Source organism: Rhodanobacter ginsenosidimutans, assembly GCF_042655685.1.
GTDB lineage: Bacteria > Pseudomonadota > Gammaproteobacteria > Xanthomonadales > Rhodanobacteraceae > Rhodanobacter > Rhodanobacter ginsenosidimutans.
Genome location: NZ_JBHSMM010000004.1, coordinates 167,275 through 193,235 on the forward strand (window position 1 = coordinate 167,275; position 25,961 = coordinate 193,235).

General features: G+C 64.5%; 17 protein-coding genes. 9 read left to right on the plus strand and 8 right to left on the minus strand.

Annotation, left to right across the window (positions count from 1 at the left end; genetic code table 11):
- Nucleotides 1–262 precede the first annotated feature (262 nt).
- Nucleotides 263–1,147, plus strand: a complete 885-nt coding sequence (locus ACFPK0_RS14365) for a DMT family transporter (protein WP_377341751.1) — start codon at nucleotides 263–265, stop codon at nucleotides 1,145–1,147.
- Between the two features lie 90 nt (nucleotides 1,148–1,237).
- On the opposite strand, the gene ACFPK0_RS14370 is transcribed toward ACFPK0_RS14365, so the two are convergent.
- Together ACFPK0_RS14370 and ACFPK0_RS14375 are read right to left on the minus strand one after the other, a co-directional pair.
- Nucleotides 1,238–2,191, minus strand: coding sequence for a pyridoxal-phosphate dependent enzyme (locus ACFPK0_RS14370; RefSeq protein WP_377341715.1), 954 nt, complete (start codon nucleotides 2,189–2,191; stop codon nucleotides 1,238–1,240).
- Nucleotides 2,188–3,201: an aldose 1-epimerase gene (locus ACFPK0_RS14375; RefSeq protein WP_377341717.1), complete on the minus strand. Its 1,014-nt coding sequence runs from the start codon at nucleotides 3,199–3,201 to the stop codon at nucleotides 2,188–2,190. Before ACFPK0_RS14375 ends, ACFPK0_RS14370 begins: the two co-directional genes overlap by 4 nt.
- A gap of 66 nt (nucleotides 3,202–3,267) precedes the next feature.
- Between ACFPK0_RS14375 and pepN the strand changes: the two genes are divergently transcribed.
- The gene (pepN, locus tag ACFPK0_RS14380; RefSeq protein WP_377341719.1) at nucleotides 3,268–5,919 is read left to right on the plus strand and encodes an aminopeptidase N; all 2,652 of its coding nucleotides are present in this window, start codon (nucleotides 3,268–3,270) and stop codon (nucleotides 5,917–5,919) included.
- A gap of 19 nt (nucleotides 5,920–5,938) precedes the next feature.
- Here pepN and ACFPK0_RS14385 read toward each other — a convergent pair whose 3' ends face one another.
- Nucleotides 5,939–6,118 carry a hypothetical protein gene (locus ACFPK0_RS14385; protein ID WP_235577638.1) on the minus strand — a complete coding sequence of 60 codons (180 nt, stop codon included), beginning with the start codon at nucleotides 6,116–6,118 and terminating at the stop codon, nucleotides 5,939–5,941.
- 650 nt (nucleotides 6,119–6,768) lie between these two features.
- Between ACFPK0_RS14385 and mnmG the strand changes: the two genes are divergently transcribed.
- The 4 genes from mnmG (at nucleotide 6,769) to ACFPK0_RS14405 (ending at nucleotide 14,061) form a co-directional block, all read left to right on the plus strand.
- Complete coding sequence (mnmG, locus tag ACFPK0_RS14390; protein WP_377341721.1) at nucleotides 6,769–8,646, plus strand: tRNA uridine-5-carboxymethylaminomethyl(34) synthesis enzyme MnmG; 1,878 nt, start codon at nucleotides 6,769–6,771, stop codon at nucleotides 8,644–8,646.
- Nucleotides 8,647–8,723: 77 nt separating this feature from the next.
- Complete coding sequence (locus ACFPK0_RS14395) at nucleotides 8,724–9,473, plus strand: RDD family protein (RefSeq protein WP_056608038.1); 750 nt, start codon at nucleotides 8,724–8,726, stop codon at nucleotides 9,471–9,473.
- Nucleotides 9,474–9,646: 173 nt separating this feature from the next.
- Nucleotides 9,647–11,995 carry a Tex family protein gene (locus tag ACFPK0_RS14400; protein WP_377341723.1) on the plus strand — a complete coding sequence of 783 codons (2,349 nt, stop codon included), beginning with the start codon at nucleotides 9,647–9,649 and terminating at the stop codon, nucleotides 11,993–11,995.
- A gap of 98 nt (nucleotides 11,996–12,093) precedes the next feature.
- Nucleotides 12,094–14,061, plus strand: coding sequence for an autotransporter domain-containing protein (locus ACFPK0_RS14405; RefSeq protein ID WP_377341725.1), 1,968 nt, complete (start codon nucleotides 12,094–12,096; stop codon nucleotides 14,059–14,061).
- A 76-nt stretch (nucleotides 14,062–14,137) separates the two neighbouring features.
- On the opposite strand, the gene ACFPK0_RS14410 is transcribed toward ACFPK0_RS14405, so the two are convergent.
- Entirely contained in the window at nucleotides 14,138–15,151 is a 1,014-nt protein-coding gene (locus tag ACFPK0_RS14410; RefSeq protein ID WP_377341727.1) for a YbaY family lipoprotein, read from the minus strand.
- A gap of 337 nt (nucleotides 15,152–15,488) precedes the next feature.
- Nucleotides 15,489–18,518 (minus strand): TonB-dependent receptor, encoded by a 3,030-nt coding sequence (locus ACFPK0_RS14415; protein ID WP_377341729.1) that lies wholly within the window; start codon nucleotides 18,516–18,518, stop codon nucleotides 15,489–15,491.
- 366 nt (nucleotides 18,519–18,884) lie between these two features.
- On the opposite strand from ACFPK0_RS14415, the gene ACFPK0_RS14420 reads away from it, so the two are divergent.
- On the plus strand, nucleotides 18,885–19,091 hold the full coding sequence (locus ACFPK0_RS14420) for an EF-hand domain-containing protein (protein ID WP_377341731.1): 207 nt from the start codon (nucleotides 18,885–18,887) through the stop codon (nucleotides 19,089–19,091).
- A gap of 155 nt (nucleotides 19,092–19,246) precedes the next feature.
- Here the strand turns inward: ACFPK0_RS14420 and glyS are convergent, their stop codons facing one another.
- Together glyS and glyQ are read right to left on the minus strand one after the other, a co-directional pair.
- A complete protein-coding gene (gene glyS, locus ACFPK0_RS14425) occupies nucleotides 19,247–21,385 on the minus strand; it encodes a glycine--tRNA ligase subunit beta (RefSeq protein WP_377341733.1) in 2,139 nt (712 codons plus the stop codon).
- Complete coding sequence (gene glyQ / locus ACFPK0_RS14430; RefSeq protein WP_377341753.1) at nucleotides 21,378–22,310, minus strand: glycine--tRNA ligase subunit alpha; 933 nt, start codon at nucleotides 22,308–22,310, stop codon at nucleotides 21,378–21,380. Before glyQ ends, glyS begins: the two co-directional genes overlap by 8 nt.
- Before the next feature lie 74 nt (nucleotides 22,311–22,384).
- Here glyQ and tfpB point away from each other — a divergent pair, with 74 nt between their 5' ends.
- Together tfpB and ACFPK0_RS14440 are read left to right on the plus strand one after the other, a co-directional pair.
- On the plus strand, nucleotides 22,385–24,205 hold the full coding sequence (gene tfpB, locus ACFPK0_RS14435) for a type IV pilus assembly ATPase TfpB (protein ID WP_056608049.1): 1,821 nt from the start codon (nucleotides 22,385–22,387) through the stop codon (nucleotides 24,203–24,205).
- A 32-nt stretch (nucleotides 24,206–24,237) separates the two neighbouring features.
- Nucleotides 24,238–25,011: a glutamine amidotransferase gene (locus ACFPK0_RS14440; protein ID WP_377341736.1), complete on the plus strand. Its 774-nt coding sequence runs from the start codon at nucleotides 24,238–24,240 to the stop codon at nucleotides 25,009–25,011.
- Here ACFPK0_RS14440 and ACFPK0_RS14445 read toward each other — a convergent pair.
- Entirely contained in the window at nucleotides 25,005–25,688 is a 684-nt protein-coding gene (locus ACFPK0_RS14445; protein ID WP_377341738.1) for a rhomboid family intramembrane serine protease, read from the minus strand. The genes ACFPK0_RS14440 and ACFPK0_RS14445 overlap by 7 nt on opposite strands.
- Nucleotides 25,689–25,961 lie beyond the last annotated feature (273 nt).

Sequence of the window (25,961 nt, forward strand, 5' to 3'; positions counted from 1 at the left end):
CCGCCCATGGTATCGCGGCGGGGTGCAACGCCGCTCTGCCGCACTACTGAGGAAGGTCCGAGCAAGTCGTCATCCCAGCGAAAGCTGGGATCCAGTGCCTCGGCAACCTCTTGAGGACACTGGATTCCAGCTTTCGCTGGGATGACGAGCAAACGCTTGTTCAGACCGTCCCTAAAACGGCTCGCACCGATGGCGGGCAGCGCACGCCACTTCGCTGCGGCACGCTACACTGCGCCACCTTCCGTATCGCCCCATCATGACCATTTCCCCCTCTCCGCAACGCGGCGCGCTGTTCGCGTTGATCGGCACCATCCTGATCTGGGCCTACAGCTGGGTGGTGATGAAACAGGTGCTGGCATACGCCGGACCGTTCCACTTCGCGGCGCTGCGCTATCTGCTGGGCGCCGGCGTGTTGTTTACGGCCTTGCTGCTGTTGCGCCAATCGCTGCGGCCGCCACCGTTGCTGCCCACGCTGGCGATCGGCCTGTGCCAGACCGCCGCGTTCCAGGGGCTGGAACAGTGGGCGCTGATGGACGGCGGCGCCGGCCATGTGGCGTTGCTGGCCTACACGATGCCGTTCTGGGCGGTGTTCCTGGCGTGGCTGGTGCTGGGCGACCGCCCCACCGCGCGTCACTGGGTTGGCGTGGCGCTGGCCGCGATCGGCCTGGTCTGCATCATCGAACCCTGGCACGAGCTGGGCAGCGCGCTGAGCACCACGCTGGCGATCGCCGGCGGCGCGGCTTGGGCGGCCGGCACGGTGCTCAGCAAGCGCATGTTCCAGCGCCACGCGCCGTCGGTGCTGAACCTCACGGCATGGCAGATGCTCTTGGGCGGCATGGCGCTGGGCGTGCTGGCACTGGTGACGCCGGAGCGCGACATCGAGTGGAGTGGCGCCTTCATCGCCGGCCTGGCCTACAGCGTGCTGTTGGCGTCCAGCCTGGCGTGGTGGCTGTGGTCCATCGTGCTGCAGCGCCTGCCGACCACCGTGGCCAGCGTCTCCAGCCTGGGCGTGCCCATCGTCAGCGTGGTGCTGGCGTGGCTGATCCTGCACGAACGACCGTCGTTGATGGAGTGGGTCGGCATCGTGCTGGTGCTGCTGGGATTGCTGGCGATCAGCGGTGTCGGCGCACGTCGCGCCGGCCGCTGAAGGTTCTGTGGGAGCGGCTTCAGCCGCGATGCTTTTGCTTTGGAGCTCTGGAGCCAGAGCATCGCGACTGAAGTCGCTCCCACAGCGCATTCACCAAGGCAACGCCGCAAGGTCGATATTGCCGCCGGTAAGCACCACGCCCACGCAGCGGCCTGCGAAGCGTTCGGGCCGCTTCAGTATCGCCGCCAGCACGGTGGCGCTGGACACTTCGACCAGCACTTTCAGCTCGCGCCACAACAGCTGCATCGCGGCCACGGTTTCGTCGTCGGTCACGGTGATGACCTCGACATGGTGCGCGCGCAGCGCCTCCAGGTTGTGCTCGCCCACCAACGCACGCAGGCCGTCGCAAAGCGTGTCGGGTACGACGGTGGTGACCCGCGAACCCTGCGCCAGCGATCGCGCCGCGTCATCGGCACCGGCCGGTTCGGCGCCGAACAGCGCCAGCGTCGGATCCAGCGCATGCGCAGCAATCGCCACGCCGGTGGCCAGCCCCCCACCGCCCACCGGCGTCATCAAGGTGTCGATGTCCGGCACCTGCTGCAACAGCTCCAGCGCCAGCGTGCCCTGCCCCGCCATCACCCGGGTGTCGGCATAGGGGTGCACGAAGACGGCGCCGGTCTGGCGCTGCAATTCGGCGGCCGTCGCCTCGCGCGCAGCCTGCGTGGGGGCGCAGCGATGCACGGTGCCGCCGGCGCGTTCGATCGCCTCGACCTTGGCACGCACCGCGCCCTCGGGAATCACCACGTGCGCCGCGATGCCACGCGTGGCTGCGGCCAGCGCCAGCGCGTTGCCGTGGTTGCCGGACGAATGCGTGATCACGCCGCGCGCGGCCTGATCATCGTCCAGCGCCCACACCGCGTTGCAGGCGCCGCGAAACTTGAAAGCGCCGCTGCGCTGCAGGTTTTCGCACTTGAAATGCAGCCGCGCGCCGGCCAACGTGTCCAGCGCGTCGCTGCGCAGCACCGGTGTGAGCTGCGCATACGGCGCGATGCGCGCAGCGGCGGCACGGATATCGTCGAGGGTGGGGAGTGCGTCGCGATTCATGCCGAGGCCACGGCGTCCATGTCGATTTCCACGCCGCAGCGGAAGCGACGCTCGGCGCCCGGCATCAACCGGATCGTGTCGGCACACTCGGGCCGGTTGAACGCGTTGGCCATGCATTCCATCGGCTCCAGCGCCACCGCGCCGCGCACGTCGCGCGTCACCGTGTCGGCGGTGAAGGCGTGCATCATGCCGCGCTCCTGCCACACCGCAATGCCCACACCACTGGCCGGGTCGCGCAAATAGGTGCGGATGCGCCCGTCCGTTTCCGGCTCCAGGTCGGTGTAGCCCTGGTCGATGATGGCGTCGTCGATGCGCCGCGGCACGCGGAAATCCAGCGCGGGCGCGTCATCCAGCGCCACGTACGCGGGCGCGCCGGGCAACGCGATGAGGTTGGCGTCGGTGTGGATCAGCGTTTGCGCGGGTATCTGCAGCTGCCAGTCGTCCACCTCGCCGGCCGGCAGGCGGAAGTACGGATGCCAGCCGAAAAAGCACGGCGCGGCGCTGTCGCCCACGTTGCGCATGGCCGCTTCCAGCGTGAGCCCCTGCGCGTCCAACGTGTAGGTGATGCTGAGGTCAATCGCGTGCGGGTAACCCGGCTGCGGCCGGATCGACGACGTCGCCAAGGTCAGCTGCGCGCGCTGCTCGTCGGCCGACAAGGCAACGATGTCGAAATCCACGCCGCGCACGAAGCCGTGACGGCTGGCGCGCTGATCGCCCACCACGCCCGGCTGCAGATCCTGCGCCTGGCCATCGAATTCATAGCGCGCGGCGGCAATGCGGCCACCGAACGGCACCATGATGGCGAAACGCGAACTCGGCCGGCTGACGATCTCGGCGGCATCACGATAGCCGTCGGCGAGGTCGTGCAGTACGCCGCTGACCATGATCTTGAAGGTGAGCAAGGCCGCGCCGTGGCGGGCAATCTGCACGTGCCGTTGCTGCGCTTGGTCGGTCAGCACCAGGACGGTTTGCTCGTCCCACAAGACCTCTTCGACGGTATAGCGCGTCATCGGATGCTCCTGTCGCGAAAAGGCCCATGTTAGCCTGATCGCCTCTCACACCCATCTGTTTTCCGCATGAATGCCCGCCCTGAACAACTTGCCGCCCCCACCCGTCTGGACGCTTACCGCGCGCCGGCGTGGCGCGTCGAAACGGTCGAACTGGACTTCGACCTGGCCATCGACACCACCGAAGTCACCGCGCGATTGCACTTGCGTCGCGACCCCGCACAGACGCAACCGCTGCGTCTGGATGGCGAAAACCTAGAGTTGCTGTCGATCACGCTCGACGGCACCACGCTTCCACCCGACGCCTTCCGCTACGCCAGCAACGTGCTGGAGGTGGACGGCGCGCGCGATGGCAGCGTGCTGGAAACCCGCGTACGCCTGCGCCCCGCGGCCAATACCGCGCTGGAGGGGCTCTATCTTTCCGGGTCGGCCGAGGCGGGTTTCCTGCTGACCCAATGCGAGGCCGAAGGGTTTCGGCACATCACGTTCTTCCCTGATCGGCCGGACGTGCAGGCGCGCTACACCGTCACCCTGCGCGCCGATCGCGATCGCTTCCCGGTGCTGCTGGCCGGCGGCAATCCCGATGGCGCCGGCGTACTGGACGATGGCCGGCACTGGGCGCGTTTCGCCGATCCGCACCCGAAACCCAGCTACCTGTTCGCCGTGGTGGCCGGCCGCCTGCAGTCGATCGAACGTGACTACGTCACCGCCGAGGGCCGCGCGGTCACGCTGAAAATCTGGTCGGAGGCCGACGTCATCGATCGCTGCGATTACGCGATGGATGCGCTGGAGCGCTCGATGCGCTGGGACGAGCAGACCTACGGCCGCAACTACGACCTGGATGTTTTCCACGTGGTTGCCACCCACGATTTCAACATGGGCGCGATGGAGAACAAGGGCCTCAACATCTTCAACGCGAAGTACCTGCTGGCCGACCCCGACTCCAGCACGGACGACGAGTACCGCCACGTGGAATCGGTGATCGCGCACGAGTATTTCCACAACTGGAGCGGCAACCGGGTGACCTGCCGCGACTGGTTCCAGCTGTCGCTGAAGGAAGGGCTCACGGTGTTCCGCGAGCAGAGCTTCTCGGCGGACATGAACTCCACGTCGCTGAAGCGCATCGAGGACGTATCGCTGCTGCGCCGCGCCCAGTTCCCCGAGGACGCCGGCCCGCTTGCCCATCCCGTGCGCCCGGCGCAGTACAGCGAGATCAACAATTTCTACACCGCCACGGTGTACGAGAAAGGCGCCGAACTGGTGCGCATGCTGGCCGGCCGCCTGGGTCCCGAGGGTTTCCGACGCGGCATGGACCTGTACTTCGCGCGCAACGATGGCCGCGCCGCCACGCTGGAGGATTTTCTTGGTGCGCTGGGCGAAGCCAACCACACCGACCTCGGCCCCTACCTGGCGTGGTACGGCCAGGCCGGCACGCCCCGCCTGCATGCACACGGCGAGTACGACGAAGCCCGCCGCAGCTATGCGCTGACCTTGCGCCAGCACACACCAGCCACGTCAGGCCAGCCACAAAAACAGGCCCTGCCCATTCCGGTGAAGCTGGCGCTGTTCGACGACGACGGGCGGATGACGGCCTTGCATCTGGACGGCCAGACGGCCAAACCGCAAACCGAGTGCGTGGTGGTGTTGGAGGCGGACGAGCAGACCTTCATCTTCCGGGGCGTGCCGACGGCACCGGTGCCGTCGCTGCTGCGCGGCTTTTCCGCGCCGGTGATCCTGGAGTACGACTACGACGCCACCGAACTGGCGCTGCTACTGCGCCACGACCCTGACGGCTTCAACCGTTGGGAGGCCAGCCAGCAACTGGCCACGCTGGCCTATGTCGAGCTGCGCGATGGCGGCGCCAGCCACGCACTGGAGGCGTGGCTCGACGCGTTGTCTGTCTTGTTCGCCCACAACGATGTCGAGCCCGCCCTGCTGGCCAACCTGCTGACGCCACCGAGCGAAGTGGAGTGGGCCGAGCGGGAGGCCAGCGTCGACCCGGCCCGCATCCACGCCTTGCGCCAGCAACTGCAGCGGCAGCTGGCGGAGCGCATCGGCGCCGAGGCGCTGCATCAGCGTTATCTGGCGCTGGCCGGCGAAGCCAGCCTTTCCCTCGATGCCGCCAGTCAGGCCCGACGCCGGCTGAAACAGCGCGTGCTGGAACTGCTGTGCCTGATCGACCCCGGCGTGGCGCAGCCACTTGCCGCTACCCAATACGCCAGCGCACCTGGCATGACTGATCGGCTTGGCGCGTTGATGGCCTTGTTGCGCAGCGACGCCGCGCAGGCACCGGCGGCGCTGGCGCACTATCGCCAGCGCTATGCCGACAACGCGCTGGCATTGGACAAATGGTTCATGGCGCAGGCACAGGTGCCGGGCGAGACGGCGCTGGATCGCGTGTTGACGCTGGAGCGTGACGCCTCGTTCACCCTGAAGAATCCCAACCGCGTGCAGTCGCTGCTGGGTGCATTCGTGCGCGCCAACCCCAGCGGTTTCCACCGTGCGGATGGCGCGGGTTACCGCTTCCTGGCCGAGCGACTGGTGCAGCTAGATGCGCTCAACCCTCAGGTAGCCGCGCGGCTGGCTACCGCTTTCAACGGCTGGCAACGGCTGGAGCCGGGCCGTCGTGAAGCGGCCCGCAGGGTCATCGAGGACCTGGCCAATCGCGAGGGGTTGTCACGCAACCTGCGCGAAATCGTGGCCAACGTACGGAAGCAGTAGTCCGTCGCAAGGGGCTGGATCAGGCGGGCAGATGGTCCAGCGCCTCGCGCAGGTTGTTCATGCGCGAAACCAGTCGTGGCAGCAGGCTGGAGCTTTCCTCGCCCGCGCGCTCCTCGATATTTTCCATGGCCAGTTCCACCCGGCCCATTTCGATCAACAGATCGTGATGGGCATACACCGGTTCAAAATCGAAGTTCATGGTCAAACGTCCTCCCTGGGTTGCCGTGCCTGCTGCAACCGGCATGCCAAAAAGAGGGGGAGATCCGCTCACGAGCGGAAATGTAGGCCTCGGCTGCCGTGGAGTGTCAGCTGTTGCCGCTATTGGACACAAACTCCCGCGCCAGTCACTGCGTGTTCACGCGCGCGGAGTAAATATCGACTGAAGCTTCAAGACCGCCGCTTGGCCTTGAACGCGCCAGTTTTCACGGCTTCTGGCGTCCGGCAACACGGTCATCCTGGATTCCCCCTGTTCCTGAGACCGCCGGACGCCAGATCTAAGCAGCCCCCAGACCCCGCGCTTGCGCGGGGTCTGGCTTTTCCGGCTCCGCAACCCGCGCTTGCGCGGGGTCTGGCTTTTCCAGCTCCGCAACCCGCGCTTGTCGCGGGTCTGGTTTTTCCGGCTCCGCAAAAGGCGACGGCACCCCAAAGGGTGCCGTCTAGGCTTCCTTTCCCGGTACGCGATCAAACCCCTGTCGTTCGATCTCGGCGCGCCGGGCGCAGCGTCTGCCCGGGAAAGTGCAGCCCGGGAAAAGCAGGATGCGTGCCAGCACAGCCAACTCCTGCCGCAACGGGTTGATGGCAGTACCATTGCGCGTATTTCGTCACCTTTTGCACGACCAGGGCAGTTTCATGCGTCATCCCACCCACTACGACGTCATCGTGATCGGCGGCGGCCATGCCGGCACCGAAGCAGCGCTTGCCGCCGCGCGCACCGGCGCGCGCACGCTGTTGCTCAGCCACAACATCGAGACGATCGGGCAGATGAGCTGCAACCCTGCCATCGGCGGGATCGGCAAAGGCCACCTGGTGAAGGAGGTCGATGCGCTGGGCGGTGCGATGGCGCACGCCGCCGACCGTGCCGGCATCCAGTGGCGCACCCTGAATGCGTCGAAAGGCCCCGCCGTGCGCGCCACCCGCTGCCAGGCCGATCGTGGGCTGTACAAGGCGGCGATCCGCCACATTGTGGAAACCCAGCCCAACCTGGATCTGTTCCAGCAGGCGGTGGACGACCTCATCATCGAGAACGGCCGCGTCTGCGGCGTGGTCACGCAGATGGGCTTGTCGTTTGGCGCGCGGGCGGTGGTGCTTACCGCCGGCACCTTCCTCGCCGGCAAGATCCACATCGGGCCGGCGCAATACGCCGGCGGCCGCGCTGGCGATCCACCTTCCAGCGCATTGGCCGCGAAACTGCGCGAGTTGCCGATCGCCACGGACCGCCTGAAGACCGGCACGCCGCCGCGCATCGACCAGCGCAGCATCGATTTCAGCACGCTGCAGGAACAGCCCGGCGACTCTCCGGCACCTGTATTTTCCTACCTCGGCACCCGCGACGAACACCCGCGCCAGGTCAGCTGCTGGATCACCCACACGTCCGAGCACACCCACGAACTGATCCGCGGCGCGCTGGACCGCTCACCGCTGTACACCGGCCAGATCGAGGGTATCGGCCCGCGCTATTGCCCGTCGATCGAGGACAAGGTGGTGCGCTTCGCGGAGAAGTCCTCGCACCAGATCTTCATCGAGCCCGAAGGGCTGGACACCTTCGAGATCTACCCCAACGGCATCTCCACCTCGCTGCCGTTCGACGTGCAGCTGGCGCTGGTGCGCTCGATCAAGGGTTTCGAGAACGCGCACATCACCCGTCCGGGCTACGCCATCGAATACGATTATTTCGACCCGCGCGGACTCAACCCGTGGCTGGAGACCAAGACGATCCCCGGCCTGTACTTCGCCGGCCAGATCAACGGCACCACCGGCTACGAGGAAGCGGCCGCGCAAGGGCTGATCGCCGGCATGAACGCTGCGCTGGCCGTGCAAGGCAAGGCGCCGTGGTATCCGCGCCGCGACGAGGCCTACATCGGCGTGCTGATCGACGACCTCACCAGCAATGGCACCATCGAGCCGTACCGCATGTTCACCTCGCGCGCGGAATACCGGCTGCACCTGCGCGAGGACAACGCCGACCTGCGCCTCACCGAAACCGGCCACGCGCTGGGCGTGGTGCCGCAGGCGCGCTTCGATGCGCTGCGCGCCAAACGCGAGGCCGTCGAGCGCGAAATGCAGCGGCTGGGCGGTTTGTGGGCCGGCCCCAACAATGGATTCGGGGCGGCCGTCGAACGCGAACTTGGCATTGCGGTGAGCCGCGAAACCAGCGCCGCGGATCTGCTGCGCCGGCCGGAAATCGACTACGCCCAGCTCACTGCCATCACCGAATTCGGCCCTGCCGTGGCGCGCGACGACGTGGCCGCGCAGGTCGAGGTGCAGATCAAGTACGCTGGCTACCTCGAACGCCAGCGCGAGGAGATCGAGCGCCAGCGGCGCCACGAGCACACCGCCATTCCCGCCAGCTTCGACTACGACAAGGTGCGCGGGCTGTCCGCCGAAGTGCTGCTGAAGCTGAAGCGCACGCTGCCCGCCACCGTCGGCCAGGCGGCCCGCGTCAGCGGCGTGACTCCCGCCGCCATTTCGTTGCTGCTGGTGCATCTGAAACGTCGCGACGCGGCCTGACTTCCGGAGTTTCCGGTCACATCGCCTCCGCCTGCGCATGGCATCATGGCCGGCATCACCAAGCAGGAACATGCACGATGGAAGTCTGGATCGGTCGGGACGGTGAGCGCCACGGCCCGTATACGGAAGCCGATATCCGCCAATGGCTGGCCAGCGGGGAAGTCAGCCCCGCCGACCTGGGCTGGTACGAAGGGCTGGCCGACTGGCAACCGCTGTCGGTGCTTTTCCCCCAGGCGCAACCCGAAACCTCCGACGCCCCGCGGGTGCCGCCGCTGCCGACCATCAACGACAGCGCACTGGAGGACGTGGCCAGTTTCTGGAAGCGCCTCGGCGCCTGGATCATCGACTATCTCATCCTGTTGCTGCCCACCGCCCTGATCGCCCTGTCGATGGGTGCGCCGGCCGCGTTCGAGCACTTCATGAGCCAGGTGGAAAGCGGCATCGCCCCGATGGTGGCAATGGCCGACTATTCCCGCACGGTGCGGCCGGCGGCGATGTGGTCGCTGCTGGTGGGCTTCCTCTATTACGCGTTTTTCGAGTGCTCACGGTGGCAAGCCACGCCGGGCAAGCTGGCGCTCGGACTGCGCGTTACCGACATGGATGGCCAGCGCCTCGGCTTCGCCCGCAGCGCGCTGCGCAATGCGGTCCGGCTGGCCAACGCGATTACCGCGCTGATTCCGCTGATCAGCTATCTGACGGTCGCCTGGACCTCGCGTCACCAGGGCCTGCACGACATGCTGGCAAAAACCCTGGTGTTGAACGGCCGCGCCAGCGACGCAGGCAACCCCTCATCGCCGCCCGGCAACAGCAACACGTTCAGTGCCTGACCGGCATCGGCGCCGTCGCCCTGAAGCACGGCGCCCGAGCGAGACCCCTCGAATCCGCGGCCGAACTGATCCGCGCGCCGCGCGCTGAACAGCGTTGGCCTGCTTGTTATCATCGGCGGTTCGACCACAGTGAACCGACGCCACGCGCCGTCGCCAGGAATTGAAAGCCACCCATGCTCAGCATCGAACAACGCATCGCCAACGATATCGCCGCCAGGACCGAACAGGTTCGCGCCGCCGTGGATCTGCTCGATGGCGGCGCCACCGTGCCGTTCATCGCGCGCTATCGCAAGGAAGTCACCGGCGGGCTCGACGACACGCAACTGCGCCTGCTGGAAGATCGCCTGCACTACCTGCGCGAGATGGAAGACCGGCGCGCGGCGATCCTGGCCAGCATCGAGGAACAGGGCAAGCTCACCGACGCGCTGAAAAGCGACTTGCTCGCGGCCGACACCAAGGCGCGGCTGGAAGATCTGTACCTGCCGTACAAACCCAAGCGCCGCACCAAGGCGCAGATCGCCCGTGAAGCCGGGCTGGAACCGCTGGCGCTGGGCCTGCGCAACGACCCCACGCAAACGCCGGAAGCCTTCGCCGAGGCCTTCGTCGATACGGAAAAAGGTGTGGCCGACGTACGCGCGGCGCTGGACGGCGCCCGCGCCATCCTGATGGAAAGCATCGCCGAGGATGCCGCGCTGGTCGGCGAGCTGCGCGACTGGCTGTGGAGCAAGGGCCAGATCCGCGCCAAGCTGGTTGAAGGCAAGGAGGCGGCAGGCGCGAAATTCCGCGACTACTTCGATCACGTCGAACCGATCGGCAAGATCCCCTCGCATCGTCTGCTGGCGTTGATGCGTGCGCGCAATGAAGGCGTGCTGGAGCTGGAACTGGCGCCCGATACCGACGCCGACCAGGGCCACGCCGAGGCCGAAGGCCGCGTGGCCGCCCGCGCCGACATCCACAACCGCGGCCGCGCTGCCGATGCCTGGCTACGCGAAACCGTGCGCCTGACCTGGCGCGTGAAACTGCATCTGCACCTGACCCTGGACCTGTTCGGCCGCGTGCGCGAAGGCGCCGAGGACGAAGCGATCCGTGTCTTCGGCGACAACCTGAAAGACCTGATGCTGGCCGCACCGGCCGGCGCCAAAACCGTGATGGGCCTGGACCCGGGCATCCGCACCGGCTGCAAGGTGGCCGTGGTCGATCCCACCGGCAAACTGCTGGCCACCGACACCATCTATCCGCTGGAGCCGCGACGACAGTGGACCGAATCGCTGGCCGCGCTGGCGCGGCTGTGCAAGCAGCACGGCGTGGACCTGATCGCCATCGGCAACGGCACCGCCTCGCGCGAAACCGACAAGCTGGCCGCCGAACTCATCAAGGGCCTCGCCAAGACCCACCCGGAGCACAAGCTGTCGAAGGTGGTGGTGAGCGAGGCCGGCGCCTCGGTGTATTCCGCCTCGGAAACCGCGGCAAAGGAATTCCCCAACCTCGACGTGAGCCTGCGCGGCGCCGTGTCGATCGCGCGCCGGCTGCAGGATCCGCTGGCCGAACTGGTGAAGATCGAACCCAAGGCCATCGGCGTGGGCCAGTATCAACACGACGTGAACCAGATCAAGCTGGCGCGCGCACTGGACGCCCGCGTGGAGGATTGCGTCAACGCGGTCGGCGTGGACGTGAACACCGCTTCGGCCGCGCTGCTGTCGCGGGTAGCCGGCCTTTCCGCCAGCGTGGCTGAAAACGTGGTGAAGCACCGCGACGGCAACGGCCCGTTCGCCAACCGCAAGGCGCTGCTGAAAGTGCCGCGGCTGGGCGACAAGGCGTTCGAGCAGTGCGCCGGCTTCCTGCGCGTATCCAACGGCGACAATCCGCTGGACGCCAGCGCGGTGCATCCGGAGGCCTACCCGGTGGTCGAGCGCATCATCGCGCAGTGCGGCCGCGAGGTGAGAAGCGTCATCGGCGACGCCAGCTTCCTGCGCGCGCTGAAGCCCGAACAGTTCACCGACGAAAAGTTTGGCGTGCCCACCGTGCGCGACATCCTGAAGGAGCTGGAAAAGCCCGGCCGCGATCCGCGCCCCGAATTCGTGGCGCCTACTTTCGCCGAAGGCGTGGAGGACGTGAAGGATCTCAAGCCCGGCATGATCCTCGAAGGCCGCGTCACCAACGTGGCCGCCTTCGGCGCATTCGTCGACATCGGCGTGCACCAGGACGGGCTGGTCCATGTGTCGGCGCTGTCGCACACCTTCGTCAAGGATCCGCGTGATGCGGTGAAGGCCGGCGACATCGTCAAGGTCAAGGTTATGGAAGTCGACCTGCCGCGCCAGCGCATCGGGCTGAGCATGCGACTGGATGACGAACCGGGCCAGGCGCGCGGCGGCAAACCGGCGGGCAATGGCGAGCCGTCGTCACGTGGCGGCGCCCGCGATGGGCGCGGCGGCACACGCTCCGGCGGCGGTGTGCCCAAGCCGACCACCCCTCCCGCGAACAGCGCTTTTGCCGATGCGTTGGCCAAGGCGCGCGAGCGCTGACGCCGCGCCCCGGCCGCCGTGCACCGCAGCATGCGCTTCCGTATGGATTGGATTAACGTAACTCGGACATAACAAGTTTTCCGATCAGGAGTGCTTCCATGCCGCGTTCTCGTTATCTCGCCGGGGCCATTTCCGCAGCACTGCTATTCAGCGCCAGTGCCAGCGCCGCCCAGTTCAGCAACGTCGTCGTTTTTGGTGACAGCCTCAGCGACAGCGGCAACCTTTCCATGTTCGCGCAATCGCCGGTGCCCATGCGGTTCACCACCAACCCTGGCACCACCACGATCGAAAACGTGGCGACGGATCTGGGCTTCCAGCTGGCACCCTCTCTTGCCGGCGGCAGCGACTACGCGTGGGGCGGCGCCGGCGTCAACACCAACTCGCCGGGTACGCCTGCAGGCGTACCGACGCTTACATCGCAAATCGATGGCTATCTGGCGGCCGGCGCAGTGGATGGCAAGGCGCTTTATTCGGTCTGGGGTGGTGCCAACGATATTTTCTATCACGCCACCGCCGCAGGTGCCGGCGCGACCGCGCAGCAGTTGATCGCTGCCAATACAGCGGGCTTGCCGGCCACGACGGCCGCACAGGTGGCCGCACAGATCAGTTCGCAGGTCATGGCGACCGCCGGCGTCAGTTCGTTCGAAACGGCCGAGCAGGTGCAGGCCAATGTCGCCGCCGCCGCGCAGCAGGAGGTCAAGCTGATCGGCGAGCTGCAGGCCGCGGGCGCCACCAACATCCTGGTGTTCAACCTGCCCAACGTGGGCATCACGCCCTCGGCCAGGTCGCAGGGCGCGGAAGCGGCCGCCTCGCTGAGCGGCTTGAGCCTGATCTTCAACGGCCAGCTCAACGCCGGTATTTCGCGGTTGGGCACCGGCATCATCCCGATCAACACCTACAGCCTGTTGAACGAAGTGGTGGCCAACCCGCAGATGTACGGCTTCAGCAATGTCACTGACCCGGCCTGCACCGGCGGCAGCGGCAGCTCGGTGGCGTGCGCGCCGCAAGGCACGCCGGGCGCCACGGTCACTTATGCGCCGGGTACGGAAAACAGCTACCTGTTCGCCGATGGCGTGCATCCCACGACCGCGGCCCACGCCATGCTGGGCCAATACGTGCTGTCGGTACTGCGCGCGCCGGAACAGGTATCGCTGCTGGGCGAAGCCCCGCTGGCCGCCAACAACGCGCAGACCCGCGCGATCCGCAACGAGATGCTGGCCGACAGCGCCGGCAGCGACACGCGCGCCTTCGTCAACATCGATTACGGCCGCCAGCGCTTCAAGGCCGTCAACGGCGCACCGAAAACCGACAGCAACAACGTCAACCTGACGCTGGGCGCCGACGTGCGCGCCACCGATCATGTTTCCGCCGGCATGGCGCTGGGCGTGGGCCAGCACACCGCCGATTTCGCCGGCGGTGGCGGCTACAAGCTGCAGGACATCAGCGGCCAGGCTTATGTCACCTACCATGCCGGCGGCGGCTACGTGGGCGGTTACGCGAACTTCGGACAATCCAACTTCAAGGACATCGAGCGTCGCGTGGCGATCGGCGCCGCCCATCGGAGCGAAACGGGCAAGGCTGACGGCTCGCATCTGGGCGGCGGGCTGACCGGTGGCTGGTGGTTCGATTTCAATGACCTGCGTACCGGGCCGTTCGCCACCGTGGAATGGCAGACCGTCAAGATCAATGGCTACACCGAAAACGGCAACGACAGCACCGCGATGTGGTTTGGTCGGCAGCAGCGCGACGCGCTGGTGGCTACCGCCGGCTGGCGCCTGCAAGGCCATTGGCAGGCCGGCAACACCGTGCTGTCGCCTTACGCCGAAGTGGCCTGGAACCACGACAGCAAGGCCGATCCGCGCACCGTCAGCGCCGGCCTCAACAGCATGAGCGGCACCTTCGCCCTGACCGGCTTCATCCCCGACGACAGCTGGGGCACCGCCGACGTGGGCCTATCGGCGCAGCTGACGTCCAACATCAGCAGCTGGATCGGCTACAGCGGCCGCTTCAGCGACAACAGCCAGAAGTACAACAGCGTCAACATCGGCATGAAGATCGGCTTCTGATGATCTGATCGCCATGAAAAAAGCCGCCAGTTTGCGCTGGCGGCCTTTTTTTATCTGCTGCAGGGGAAGCCTGCTGCTACTTGTTCTTGCCGCCCGTCGCCAGGCTCAGGATGTTCACGGCCTGCTGGTGCAAGCTCGACGCCGTATCGGAATCCAGCGTCTCGGTCTTGCCATCCGCCTCGTGCAGTTTCAGCACCAGGGTGCCGTTCTCGGCCCAGCTCGCGCTGTCGGTGGACGTCGGCTTGGCGGTCCGGCTGGCCTTCTTCTGCTGCACCGCCGCCCACGGCTTGCCATCCCGGTAGGCGAAATCGGTGCTGGTAAAGCCCTTGTCGCCGTAATCCACCAGCTCGCGGATGAACTTGATATCACCGGCCTGACGGAAAATCTGCCACCCGCGGGAGACGCCGTCACCCAGCTTGGTGCCGCTCTTGACCATCATGCCGCCGATCTGCTGCTCCAGTGAATTGAACGCAGCCAGGTCCTTCTCTGCCGCAGTCTGCTCGGCCACCAGTTGGATCGACACTTCGTTCTTGGCGCCATTGGTCAGCACGGGAGCCTGCAGCGGCATGGTGTACTGGCGTTCGCCATCGGTCAGCTGCGCCTTGACCACATACAGGTCCGACGGATTGACTTTGGCGGGATCGAAAGTGAGCTCGAACGACTGAGGAAACGTCGTCGCGGGCGACACCGTCTTGCTGGCCAGCGGCGCCGTGCCGGTCTGCGCCGTCGACGACACGTTGACAAGGCTGATCACCAGGTTCGCCTTCGGCGACAACTGCGCCGGCTCGCGCAAAGCAACCGTGCCGCTCACCACGTTGGCCACGACGTCGGAAGCCGCGCTGCCCGACGCGGCAACGCCCGCTCCGTTCTGCTGCGACGAAGGGGATGCATTGCACCCGGCCAAAACCAACGCCGCAAGTGACGTCAGCAACAAAACCAGCTTGCGCATGGGGAAACCTCGAATTCTGCGTTCAACGGACACGAACCTGTCAGACGTCGTAACGCCACAGTCATTCGCGGGGGAAACCCGGAGCATAGCGGAAACAGTCCGGCTGGAAAAGTCAACCGGACTCGTGCGGATACCGCTCATTTCAACACCTGCCGCCCCTTGGGGCTGCGCCCGCGCCGCTTGGCAATCGCCGGCCCCGGGCAGGGGCCGGCCATACCGATGTCGCCACACGTGCGGTTCCACGTCCAGTCGCTCATGACAGATACCGAAGTCGCCCGCAATCGCAACGACATCAAACCCAGATGCGAAACCCGTGCCGTTCGGCCAATCTTCCCCTCACCAAGCGAGCATGAGGACTTTTACGCCCTACTAGCGCCGACCGGACGCGCCAAACAAAAAAAGTCGCTGGTTTCCCAGCGACTTTTTTTTCGAACGAAACAAGTGGCGCTCTGCCCACGTGCTTATCTTGATGCAACGATCAGAAATCGTAGCTCACGCCTACGCGCACATACCTTGGCGTCTCGCGCGAAATAACGCGCTTGTAGCCCGAGTAGTAATTTCCGATACCGGGTGAGGTGTTGTAAATCGAGTATGCCTGGGTCGTCTTTTGTTCGTTCAACGCATTCAGGACATCCAGCGAAATCGCCATCTTGCCATCCGCGAAGGCGGGACTGTATTGCACGCCCAAGTCCAAACGACGCGTCCACGGATAGCGTGTCTTACCCGGCGACGACGGCTCGCCACCACACCAGTGGTACCACGGAGAGTAACCCGACGGATCGCCACTGGCATCAGGGCCCGTCATGCCCAAGCAGCTGATCGGAGCACCTGACATGACAGTCAAATTGGCCGACACCAGCCATTCCGGTGCAATCTGGTAATAACCATACATCTTTATCTGATGCGGACGGTCGGAAGACTGCGGGCCGTTCGCATATTCCATGACAGCAGCGTTATCCCAGTCGATGGTTTGCGAGACGTCATCCTGGCCATCCGGTACGCCGCCGGTTTTGGTCTGGCCTTCCGTGTTGCCATAACTGCGCGAGAACACGTAGTCAATACGTCCGAACCATTTACCGTCGAACGGATGCTCGAGGTAGAGGTTCACCGCATAATAACTTCTCTTCAACGGCGGGAACCCGTAATCTTTCCAGCTCACCGGGACGTTGATATAGCTGCCATCATCCTGTTTGACAAGGTAATTATTGGTACGACCCGGGTTAAACAAGTAGCAGCCATTCATCTCCGCGAATTGGCTTTCGTCGTATCCGAGCGACACGCCCTTCGCGATGATGCTGTCTGGATCGCAAACATCATCCACTGCGGTACGCAATTTGCGATAAGTGGCCTTTGCACCATACAGCCAATCTGAATTGAACTGCTTGTCAAATCCGAGGATGTACTCATCCTGGTATTCGGCCTTGATGTCGTTGGTAGCCACCGTCTTGGGATCCGGCGCCTGGCCGTATTCATTGTTTGTCGACACCGGTGTGGCATTGATCGGGGTCAGGCCGATCGGTGCACCCGTGGTGGGGTCAACCCCTTCGTAGGTGAAGTACTGATCGGTGAACAAGCTACCCGACGCGCCGCGAACCGCCACGTTGTTCGGCAGTGCAAGATAATAACGGCCCGCATTACCATAGACCTTGAAGGTGGAATCACCAAGCACGTCCCAACTGAATCCGATACGTGGTGCCCACTGCGGCTTGGTCAGGCGAATATAGGCCTCGCCCTGGCTGTTGTAGTTGGTAAATTGATCGTTACGCAGACCGAGCTTGACCAGCCAACGATCATTGATCTGCCAATCATCCTGAATGTACTGGGCATGCTGCACCGTGCGCACCGAAGCCGCATTGGAAATGTAGATTTGGTCGACGTAGAAATTCTCACCAGGCGCACCAACTCCCAGCCCATCGGAAATGGGCGTATTGATGTCCTTGTCTTCTACGTGATAGTACGTCCAACGGTACCCAGGGCCGGTTGTCGTATCACCAACGAAATTGGAGCGCGCAGTCTGGTTATCGATACCGGCCGCCAGCGTGTGGGAGCCTAACTTGTAGCTCAAGTCCAGGCGAAAGCTGCTGATCTTGTTGTTGTTGCGTGGATCACTGATTGAATCGGTGGTCTGCGTACCCTTGTAACCCGGGCCGCCACTGTTGAATGCATCGCGTTGTAGTTCCGGACTGGAAACATAAGCATCGGTGCTGGGATTACCCAAACCCGTATATTCGCGCGTCGTCATTTTACCGTACAACGCACTAACCGTGAAATCGTCAGTGATGTAACTCGTGTATTTCGCAATGTACGCGTCGCCACCGGTCTTGGTGGGGTTGTCGGGCGTCAGGAAGTCGCCGCGCGAATGGCTCTCGTAATCGTAATCGTAGATGTTGGCCTGATAGCTCCGCTTATCAGACATTCCGGTCAATTCGATGGTATTGCTGTCGTTGATGTTCCAATCCAACTTGGCGTACCAACGCGGCATCTGGTAGCTGTACTTCGTGTTCGGCGTTGAGGTAGCTGTCGTCGCGCTGCCCGCGACCGACTGGCCCATCTGGCGTTCCACATCTGCCGAAGCGAAAAGAAACAGACGATCTTCAATCAACGGACCGCCGGCATAGATGCTGCCTTCTACCGTCGTGCTCTTGTCGTCGTTGTTGTAGTTGTACATCTTGCCGGCATTCGGCCCATATACGGAATAGACGTTCTTCGGACTCGCCTTCAATGAGGACGGTGTCCACTGGAAGTTACCGCCAAAATGCCACTGATTGGTGCCGCGTTTGCCGACGATGCTCATTACGCCACCATCAGAACGACCGTACTGCGCACCATAGCCACCAGTGAGTACTTCCATCTGGTCGATGGCGCCATACGGGAGCGTGATACCGCCGAGATTCTTCAGGGGATCGGTAGTAGCAAAGCCGTTGACATAATAGGCGTTCTCTGTCACCGCGGAGCCGCCAAAGGAGTTCAAGGTTTTGCCGGACGCGGCGCTGGTATAGATGTTGTTGTCAATTACGCCCGGAGCCAACCGTGCAATCGCCTCGGCGTTTCGAGCCAAGGGAAGCTTCGAAAGCTGTTCCGCCGTAATGACAGTACGCGAATCCACGCCGGTCACGTCGATAGTGGGCAGCGCGTTGGCCTGCACCGTTACCGCAGAGAGAGTCTGCGTGTTCGCGGCACCGAAAGAAACATCGGTGCTCGAGCCCACGCGAAGCGTGACGTTCGAGCGCGAGTCTACCGTTTTCCCATCGTTCTGCAGGGTGACCGTGTATTTGCCTAATGGCAACGAGCCAACCGTATAACGGCCAGTCGAGTCAATCGCAACCTCGCGAGTGATACCCGTGGTCCCACTCACTACCACAGTATCCGCCGTGCCGGCGGGAACCGTGCCAGTAATTGCGCCGGTGGTCGCCTGACCAAACGCCACGCCGCTAAGGGTTAGCCCAAGAGCTATGGCGAGCGCAGTACGAGGAAGCTGGCGCGCGATGGATGTATTTCGCGAATTCATAGTTGGTGACTCCAAGGTTCTACCCGGTACCCGGGCGCATGAAACTTACTGTTGAGACCCTAAACTGCCGCCTTTGCGGTTGCCCAAGGTGGTGTCGATAGACTGGCGTTGTTGCGGAGTTCGCCCGACGTTAATTCATGGAATCATGGCGGTCAACACTTTGCTAACACACCTGCACGGAATATTAACACTTGAAACGGAAACCTGGCCCCTTGAGCTTTGGCCTCCTTCGTGGTAGCGCTTTGGATCGGCTAAGACGTTAAGTAATAGTCACGCGGCCGGTGAACAACGCAACGATGGTTTCCTCAGCAACTTTGACGTACAAGCCACCCGCGAAGCGCTGGAGCGCGCTCACCGCAAGCCGTGATGACGCCGATGGAATCGACGGACGCCTTCCTTTCGCTGGACCGCAACGGTGACATGGGGCTGTCGCGGTCGGAGGTGCCGTCGGGGATGCCGCTGCTTCGGGCGCGGTTCGGCCGATACGATCTCGATGGCGACCATCGGCTGACGTATAGCGAATTTGCGAATTACACCGACCTCGTGCCGAGCGAGCTGGCGCGCAGCCCCTGACAGCCGGGCGGGTCGCCGACCCCGGATTGGGTGCCAGAGAAACGCAGCAGAAGTTCGAAACGAGCCGTTTCGGTCATCCCCGATGCTGTGAATGGCCAAGTGGCGCCGTACGGGGCGCAGATCGCTCGCCCCTCGTCCTGCCGACGGTCAGCTGATTACAGCCTGGCGATATCCGCGATGGCGGTGAACTGGTCTTGCAGTTGGCGCAGCAAGCCCATCCGATTGGCACGAACGGCCGGGTCTTCCGCGTTAACCAGTACGCTGTCGAAGAAGCGGTCCACCGGCGCCTGCAGTTGGGCCAGACGGCTCAACACCGCGGTGTAATCGCCCTGGACCAGGGCTTCGGCGGTGTCGTCGCGAGCGCTGTCCAGTTCGCTGGCCAGCTGGCGCTCGGCGTCGTTCTCGAAAAGCGCGAAGTCCAAGGCAGTTGGCGCCGGTGATCCGTCAGTCTCGGATTTGCGCAGGATGTTGGCCACACGTTTGTTGGCGGCAGCCAGGCTGGTGGCCTCGGGGCGGCGGCCAAATTCCGCCACGGCACGCAGGCGGCGGTCGAAGTCGATGAGGCTGCGCGGCTGCACGGCCAGGACGGCCTCGAACTGGTTGGTGTCGAAGCCCTGCTCGGCGTAGTAGCCGCGCAGGCGGTCGAACACGAAATCACACAGTTCAGCCGCCAGGACGGCGCGGCGGCCGGGCTTCAGCGCAGGTACGACGCCATCTTTGCCGGGTTTCAGCGCTGCCGACAGCGCGCTGTCGGGTATGAGTTCCAGCGCTTCCAGGAAGCTGCCATGCAGATCGAGGTCCATGCTCGCCTCGATCAAGGTACGCGCCAGGCCGAGCGCGGCGCGGCGCAGGGCGAAGGGATCCTTGTTGCCGCCGGGTTTCATGCCGATCGCGAAGATGCCGGCCAGCGTATCGAGTCGTTCGGCAACCGCCAGCACCTGGCCGATCGCGTCGCTGGCGATGGCGTCGCCGCCGAAACGCGGCTGGTAATAGCTGTCCAGCGCGTTCGCCACCTGGGCCGGTTCGCCATGGCGATTGGCGTAATAGCGGCCCATCACGCCCTGCAGTTCCGGGAATTCGCCGACCATGCGGGTCAGCAGGTCGCATTTGCTCAGGCTTGCGGAACGCGTGGCGAGCCCGGCGTCGGCGCCGACGCGGTTGGCGACGATGCGCGCCAGTTCCGCCACCCGCACGCTCTTGTCCCACAGACTGCCCAGCGCCTGCTGATAGGTGACGCTCTTGAGCAACTCCTGGTTGTCGGCGAGTGGCGTCTTGAGGTCTTCATCCCAGAAGAACTTGGCGTCGGCGAAACGCGGCCGGATCACCCGCTCGTACCCCTTGCGGATCTCGGCTGGCTCCTTGCTCTGGATATTCGCGATGCCGATGAAGTGTTCGGTGAGCGCGCCGTTGGCGTCGAATACCGGGACGAATTTCTGGTTGGCGACCATGGTGGTCACCAGCGCCTCGGGCGGCACTTCGAGAAAGTCGCGCTCGAACGTGCAGGCAATCGCCACGGGCCATTCGGTGAGGTTGGCCAGTTCGTCCAGCAGGGCGTCATCCATGCGCGGCACGCCGCCGGTTTCGAGCGCGGCCTGCCCAACCTGCTGGTGGATCCGCTGGCGGCGCTCGACCGGGTCGGCCAGCACGTGCGCGGCGCGCAGCGTGTCCAGCCAGCTGTCGGCATCGGCGATCGTCACCGGCTCGGGATGCATGAAACGGTGCCCGTGCGAGATGCGGCCGCTCTTCAGGCCCAGCACTTCGCCGGGAACGACCTCGGCCCCGTGCAGGATCACCAGCCAATGCGCGGGGCGCACGAAGCTGTAGTCGTGATCGGCCCAACGCATCGCCTTGGGAATCGGCAGATGGCCCAGGGCCTCGTTGATGACCTCGGACAGCAGCGCCGAAACCGGCTGGCCCGGGTTGACCGTGCGCCAGACAAACCAGGCGCCCTTGTCGGTCTCGAGTTTCTCCAACTGGTCAACACCGACGCCGCAGGAATGGGCAAAGCCCAGCAGCGCTTTCGAGGGCTGGCCGTCGCTGCCGTGTGCGGCCGCCAGTGCCGGGCCCCGGCGTTCGATCGATTGCGGCGGCTGATGGGTGGCCACGTGCGGGATATGCACGGCGAGCCGCCGGGGCGACGCATAAAGGATGGCGTGATCCAGATCGGCGCCGATGCCGCGTTTGGCCAGGCCGTCACAGATGCCGCGCAGGAAGGCCGCGGCGAGATCATCCAGCGCCTTGGGCGGCAGCTCTTCGGTGCCCAGTTCGATCAACAGCGATTCATGCTCAGCCACGGGCCTGCTCCTTTGCCTGTTTCAGCCCCGGAAAACCGAGTTTCTCCCGTTGCGCCACGTAGGTTTCAGCCACGGCGCGCGACAAGGTGCGCACGCGCAGGATGTAGCGCTGGCGTTCGGTGACGCTGATGGCGCGACGGGCGTCGAGCAGGTTGAAGGTGTGGCTGGCTTTCATGACTTGTTCGTAGGCGGGCAGCGGCAGGTTGGCGGCCACCAGTTTGTTCGCCTCGCTTTCGCAGACGTCGAACCAGTGCAGCAGTTCGGCCACGTTGGCGTGCTCGAAGTTGTAGGTGCTCTGCTCCACTTCGTTCTGGTGGAACACGTCGCCGTAGGTCACCGTGCCGCGCGGGCCGTCGGTCCAAACCAGGTCGTAGACGTTGTCCACGTTCTGCAAGTACATCGCCAGGCGTTCCAGGCCGTAGGTGATTTCGCCGGCAACGGGTCGGCACTCGAGTCCGCCGGCCTGCTGGAAGTACGTGAACTGGGTCACTTCCATGCCGTTCAACCACACTTCCCAACCCAAGCCCCAAGCGCCGAGCGTGGGCGATTCCCAGTTGTCCTCGACGAAGCGCAGGTCGTGCACCAGCGGATCGAGGCCCAGCTCTTTCAGCGAACCGATGTACAACTCCAGGATGTTTTCCGGATTGGGCTTGAGCACCACCTGGTACTGGTAGTAGTGCTGCAAGCGATTGGGGTTGTCGCCATAACGGCCGTCGGTGGGTCGGCGCGAAGGCTGCACGTACGCCGCCGCCCAAGGCTCCGGGCCCAGCGCGCGCAGGAAGGTTGCGGGATGAAAAGTGCCGGCGCCGACTTCGGTATCGAGCGGCTGCAGCAACACGCAACCCTGCGCCGCCCAATAGCGGCTGAGGGTCTGGATGATGTCCTGGAACGTGCGGGCGGACATGGTTCTCCGTGACCTTGCAATAAAGCGCGTTAGTATAGCGGCAGCTTGCCTCGACGCTGGTTGCGGCCAGCCGGGGCTCACGGGAATTCATTCGGATGGCCATGTCACCGCCAATCGCGTCGCTGCTCGGCCGTCGCGGCCGACTGCAACTGGACGATCTGCTGGCTTCGCTGGTGGTGGACGGCTTTCTGCTGGGTGACGATGCGAAACGGGTGCGCATGGGTATCCGCGCCGGACGCGCCACGGTGGAACTGCACCCGTTGGTGCTCGTGGCCAACGCCAAGTTGCCCAATCAGCGCGACCCCGGCCGGCCGCTCAGTCTGGAAACGCTGACCGAATGGCTGGCGGCGAAAGCCGACCTGCCGTACCTGAAAATCGATCCGATGAAGATCAACGCTGGCGCGGTCACCCAGGTGGTCAGCCACGCGTATGCGCAAAGGCACCGCATCCTTCCGGTCGCCGCCGCCCCTGATTCGGTGACGTTCGCCACCTGCGAACCGTTCGATGCGGCATGGGCCGGCGACCTGTCGCAGATGCTGCGGCGCGACGTGAAGCGGGTGGTGTCCAGCCCGCTGGACATCAATCGCTACCTGCAGGAGTTCTACGGCGTACAGCGCTCGATCCAGATGGCGCAGGATGCCAAGGGCAATGGCTACGACACGTCCGCCCTGCTCAACTTCGAGCAACTGGTGGAACTGGGCAAGACGGGGGAAGTGGGCGCGGACGATCGCCATGTGGTGCATATCGTCGATTGGTTGCTGCAGTACGCGTTCGAACAGCGTGCATCGGATATCCATCTGGAACCACGCCGCGAGGCCGGCCAGATCCGTTTCCGCATCGACGGCGTCATGCACAAGGTGTTCGAGCTGCCGCCACCGGTGATGACGGCGGTCACCGCGCGCATCAAGATCCTCGCCCGCATGGACGTGGCCGAGAAGCGCCGCCCGCAGGACGGCCGCATCAAGACACGCTCGTCGGCCGGGCGCGAAGTGGAACTGCGCATCTCGAACATGCCCACCGCGTTCGGCGAGAAAGTGGTGATGCGTATCTTCGACCCCGACCTGGTGGTGAAGGATTTCGCGCAGCTCGGCTTTTCCGCCTCGGAGGGTACCCAGTGGCGCAGCATGGTGGAGCGTCCGCACGGCATCGTGCTGGTCACCGGCCCCACCGGTTCGGGCAAGACCACGACGCTCTATTCCACCCTCAAGCATCTGGCCACGCCGGCACTCAACGTATGCACGGTGGAAGACCCGATCGAGATGGTGGCGACCGAGTTCAACCAGATGCAGGTGCAGGCATCGATCGATCTCGATTTCGCCGCCGGCGTGCGCACGCTGCTGCGGCAAGATCCCGATATCATCATGATCGGGGAAATCCGCGATCTGGAAACCGCGCAAATGGCGGTGCAGGCGTCGCTCACCGGCCACCTGGTGTTGTCCACGCTGCACACGAACGACGCGCCCAGCGCCATCACCCGCCTGCTCGATCTGGGCGTACCGCATTACCTGCTGCAATCCACGCTCACCGGCGTAGTGGCGCAACGGCTGGTGCGAACGCTGTGCGTCCACTGCAAGGAAGCCACCTCACAGGATCCCCACACGTGGGCCGTGCTGACCCACGGCTGGTCGATGCCCGTGCCGGAGCAGGTGTTCCGCCCGGTGGGCTGCCTGGAGTGTCGCAACACCGGTTTCATGGGTCGCACCGGCATTTACGAAATGATGATGCTGTCCCCGCACTTGCGGGCGCTTGTGTCGGCGCAACTGGATCTTGGCAAGTTCGGCCAGGCCGCACTGGATGAAGGGATGCGCCCGTTGCGGATCTCGGCGGCCGACCAGGTCGCCAAAGGCCTCACCACCGTGCAGGAAATCCTCACCGTATTGCCCCCGATCGACGCGCTTGGCGACAGCGCACCGTAACCCGCCTCTTTCCACCTGCCCTTCCAGCCCGCATGAAATTTCCACCCAACCGTTTTCCGCCGTCCAAACCCGTTCTGGTGATTCGCACCGGTCACGCGCCCAAACCCATCCGCGCCCGACATGGCGACTTCGCCCACTGGTTCTGTCTCGCGGCGCGGTTGCCGTCCAGCCAGGTTCGCGTCATCGACGTGACCGCCGGCGAACGCCTACCGGCGCCCAATGAGGTGGCGGGAGCGCTCATTACCGGTTCGGCCGCGATGGTTACCGAGCGCGCCGCATGGAGCGAGCTCACTGCCGGCTGGATCCGCAACGCCATGGACGCCGAACTGCCGATGTTCGGCATCTGCTTTGGCCATCAGCTGATGGCGCACGCCTTGGGCGGCCGTGTCGATTATTTGCCCGGGGGGCGCGAGATTGGCACCTTGCCGATCGACTTCCTGGCCGACGCCCCGCTTGACGCCCTCACCGAGGGAATGCCGACCAGCTTTCGTGCCCACACCACGCACGAACAAAGCGTTGTGGAAATTCCACCCGAAGCCACCGTGCTCGCCCGTTCCGAGCGCGACCCCAACCACCTGGTGCGCTATGGCAAGCAGGCCTATAGCGCGCAATTCCACCCGGAATTCAATGCCGAGGTCATGCGTGCCTATATCCGGCGCAAACATGCCGACATGCAGCGGGAGGGGTCCGACCCGCGCCAGATCTTCCGCGAGGTGGCGGCTACGCCGGTGGCCCGCGGGTTGTTCCGTCGGTTCGTCCATCTCCACATGGGGCAGAAGGCGGCGCCCCCCCCACCGACTCAATAACGCAAGCGGCGCGCCACGGCATTGCGTGAGAACAGCGCGAACACCAGGCCGACCATGAATCCGCCGATGTGCGCCCACCACACATAGGCGCCGTAGCTGGGGCCTGCATAGCTGAAAAGCAACTGCAGCAGCACCCAGATACCGATCAACAGATAGGCCGGCACGCGGACGAATTCCAGATAGAGCCCCAACGGCAACACCAGCCCGAGCTTGGCCCGCGGAAACAACGCGACATACGTGCCCACCACCGCCGAGACCGCGCCGCTGCAACCGATGATCGGCAACCGCACGCCGGCAAGGGACAAAGCACCGATCAGGTTGGCCACGATCCCGCCGATCACGAACAACGCCAGGAACCGCAGCGACCCCAACGCCCGCTCGCCCGGCAGACCGAAAATAAGCAAAAACAACAGGTTGCTCATCAGGTGCAACCACGTGACGTGAATGAACAGCGCGGTAAACAGACGCAGCAACGCAGGGTCCACCAACTGCGGCAACCATGCCTCGTGGGTATCGAAGATATTGGCGGGCACCGTGCCCCATTCCAGCAACAGCGCGATGCGCGTCGGCACAGGCGTCAACGCCAGGCCCACGAAACACATGACGCAAAGACACACGATCAACGCGGTCGCCCAATGCCACCGGGCGCGTCGACGCGTTTCGACATGGACAAACAAGTGCGCACTCCTCAGGTGCGCGACATGGCGCGCCTTCCCCATCATAGATGAGCATCAGCTTGTCCATATCGCGCGCACTGTGCGCGGCGCTGGTCCATCGCATCGACTCGACGGACAAACCAGGCCAGATATCGACGGAAGCCGTTCTCAAAAGCGCTATCCAGTGCCTGGACGGTGCGCTTCGTCAGCCGGATAAAAAGAAGCCGTGCAAAAGAAAAACCCCCACCGTTTCCGGTGAGGGTTGATCAGGATAAAGCCCCTGGCGGTGACCTA

What these genes read in the sequence shown, in the direction of transcription:
- ACFPK0_RS14440 (WP_377341736.1), top strand. Translation starts at nt 24,238, where the DNA reads ATGAAATTTCCACCCAACCGTTTTCCGCCGTCCAAACCCGTTCTGGTG.
- tfpB (WP_056608049.1), top strand. Translation starts at nt 22,385, where the DNA reads ATGGCCATGTCACCGCCAATCGCGTCGCTGCTCGGCCGTCGCGGCCGA.
- ACFPK0_RS14420 (WP_377341731.1), top strand. Translation starts at nt 18,885, where the DNA reads ATGACGCCGATGGAATCGACGGACGCCTTCCTTTCGCTGGACCGCAAC.
- ACFPK0_RS14415 (WP_377341729.1), bottom strand. Translation starts at nt 18,518, where the DNA reads ATGAATTCGCGAAATACATCCATCGCGCGCCAGCTTCCTCGTACTGCG.
- ACFPK0_RS14400 (WP_377341723.1), top strand. Translation starts at nt 9,647, where the DNA reads ATGCTCAGCATCGAACAACGCATCGCCAACGATATCGCCGCCAGGACC.
- ACFPK0_RS14375 (WP_377341717.1), bottom strand. Translation starts at nt 3,201, where the DNA reads ATGACGCGCTATACCGTCGAAGAGGTCTTGTGGGACGAGCAAACCGTC.
- ACFPK0_RS14405 (WP_377341725.1), top strand. Translation starts at nt 12,094, where the DNA reads ATGCCGCGTTCTCGTTATCTCGCCGGGGCCATTTCCGCAGCACTGCTA.
- ACFPK0_RS14385 (WP_235577638.1), bottom strand. Translation starts at nt 6,118, where the DNA reads ATGAACTTCGATTTTGAACCGGTGTATGCCCATCACGATCTGTTGATC.
- ACFPK0_RS14395 (WP_056608038.1), top strand. Translation starts at nt 8,724, where the DNA reads ATGGAAGTCTGGATCGGTCGGGACGGTGAGCGCCACGGCCCGTATACG.
- ACFPK0_RS14410 (WP_377341727.1), bottom strand. Translation starts at nt 15,151, where the DNA reads ATGAGCGGTATCCGCACGAGTCCGGTTGACTTTTCCAGCCGGACTGTT.
- mnmG (WP_377341721.1), top strand. Translation starts at nt 6,769, where the DNA reads ATGCGTCATCCCACCCACTACGACGTCATCGTGATCGGCGGCGGCCAT.
- ACFPK0_RS14370 (WP_377341715.1), bottom strand. Translation starts at nt 2,191, where the DNA reads ATGAATCGCGACGCACTCCCCACCCTCGACGATATCCGTGCCGCCGCT.
- pepN (WP_377341719.1), top strand. Translation starts at nt 3,268, where the DNA reads ATGAATGCCCGCCCTGAACAACTTGCCGCCCCCACCCGTCTGGACGCT.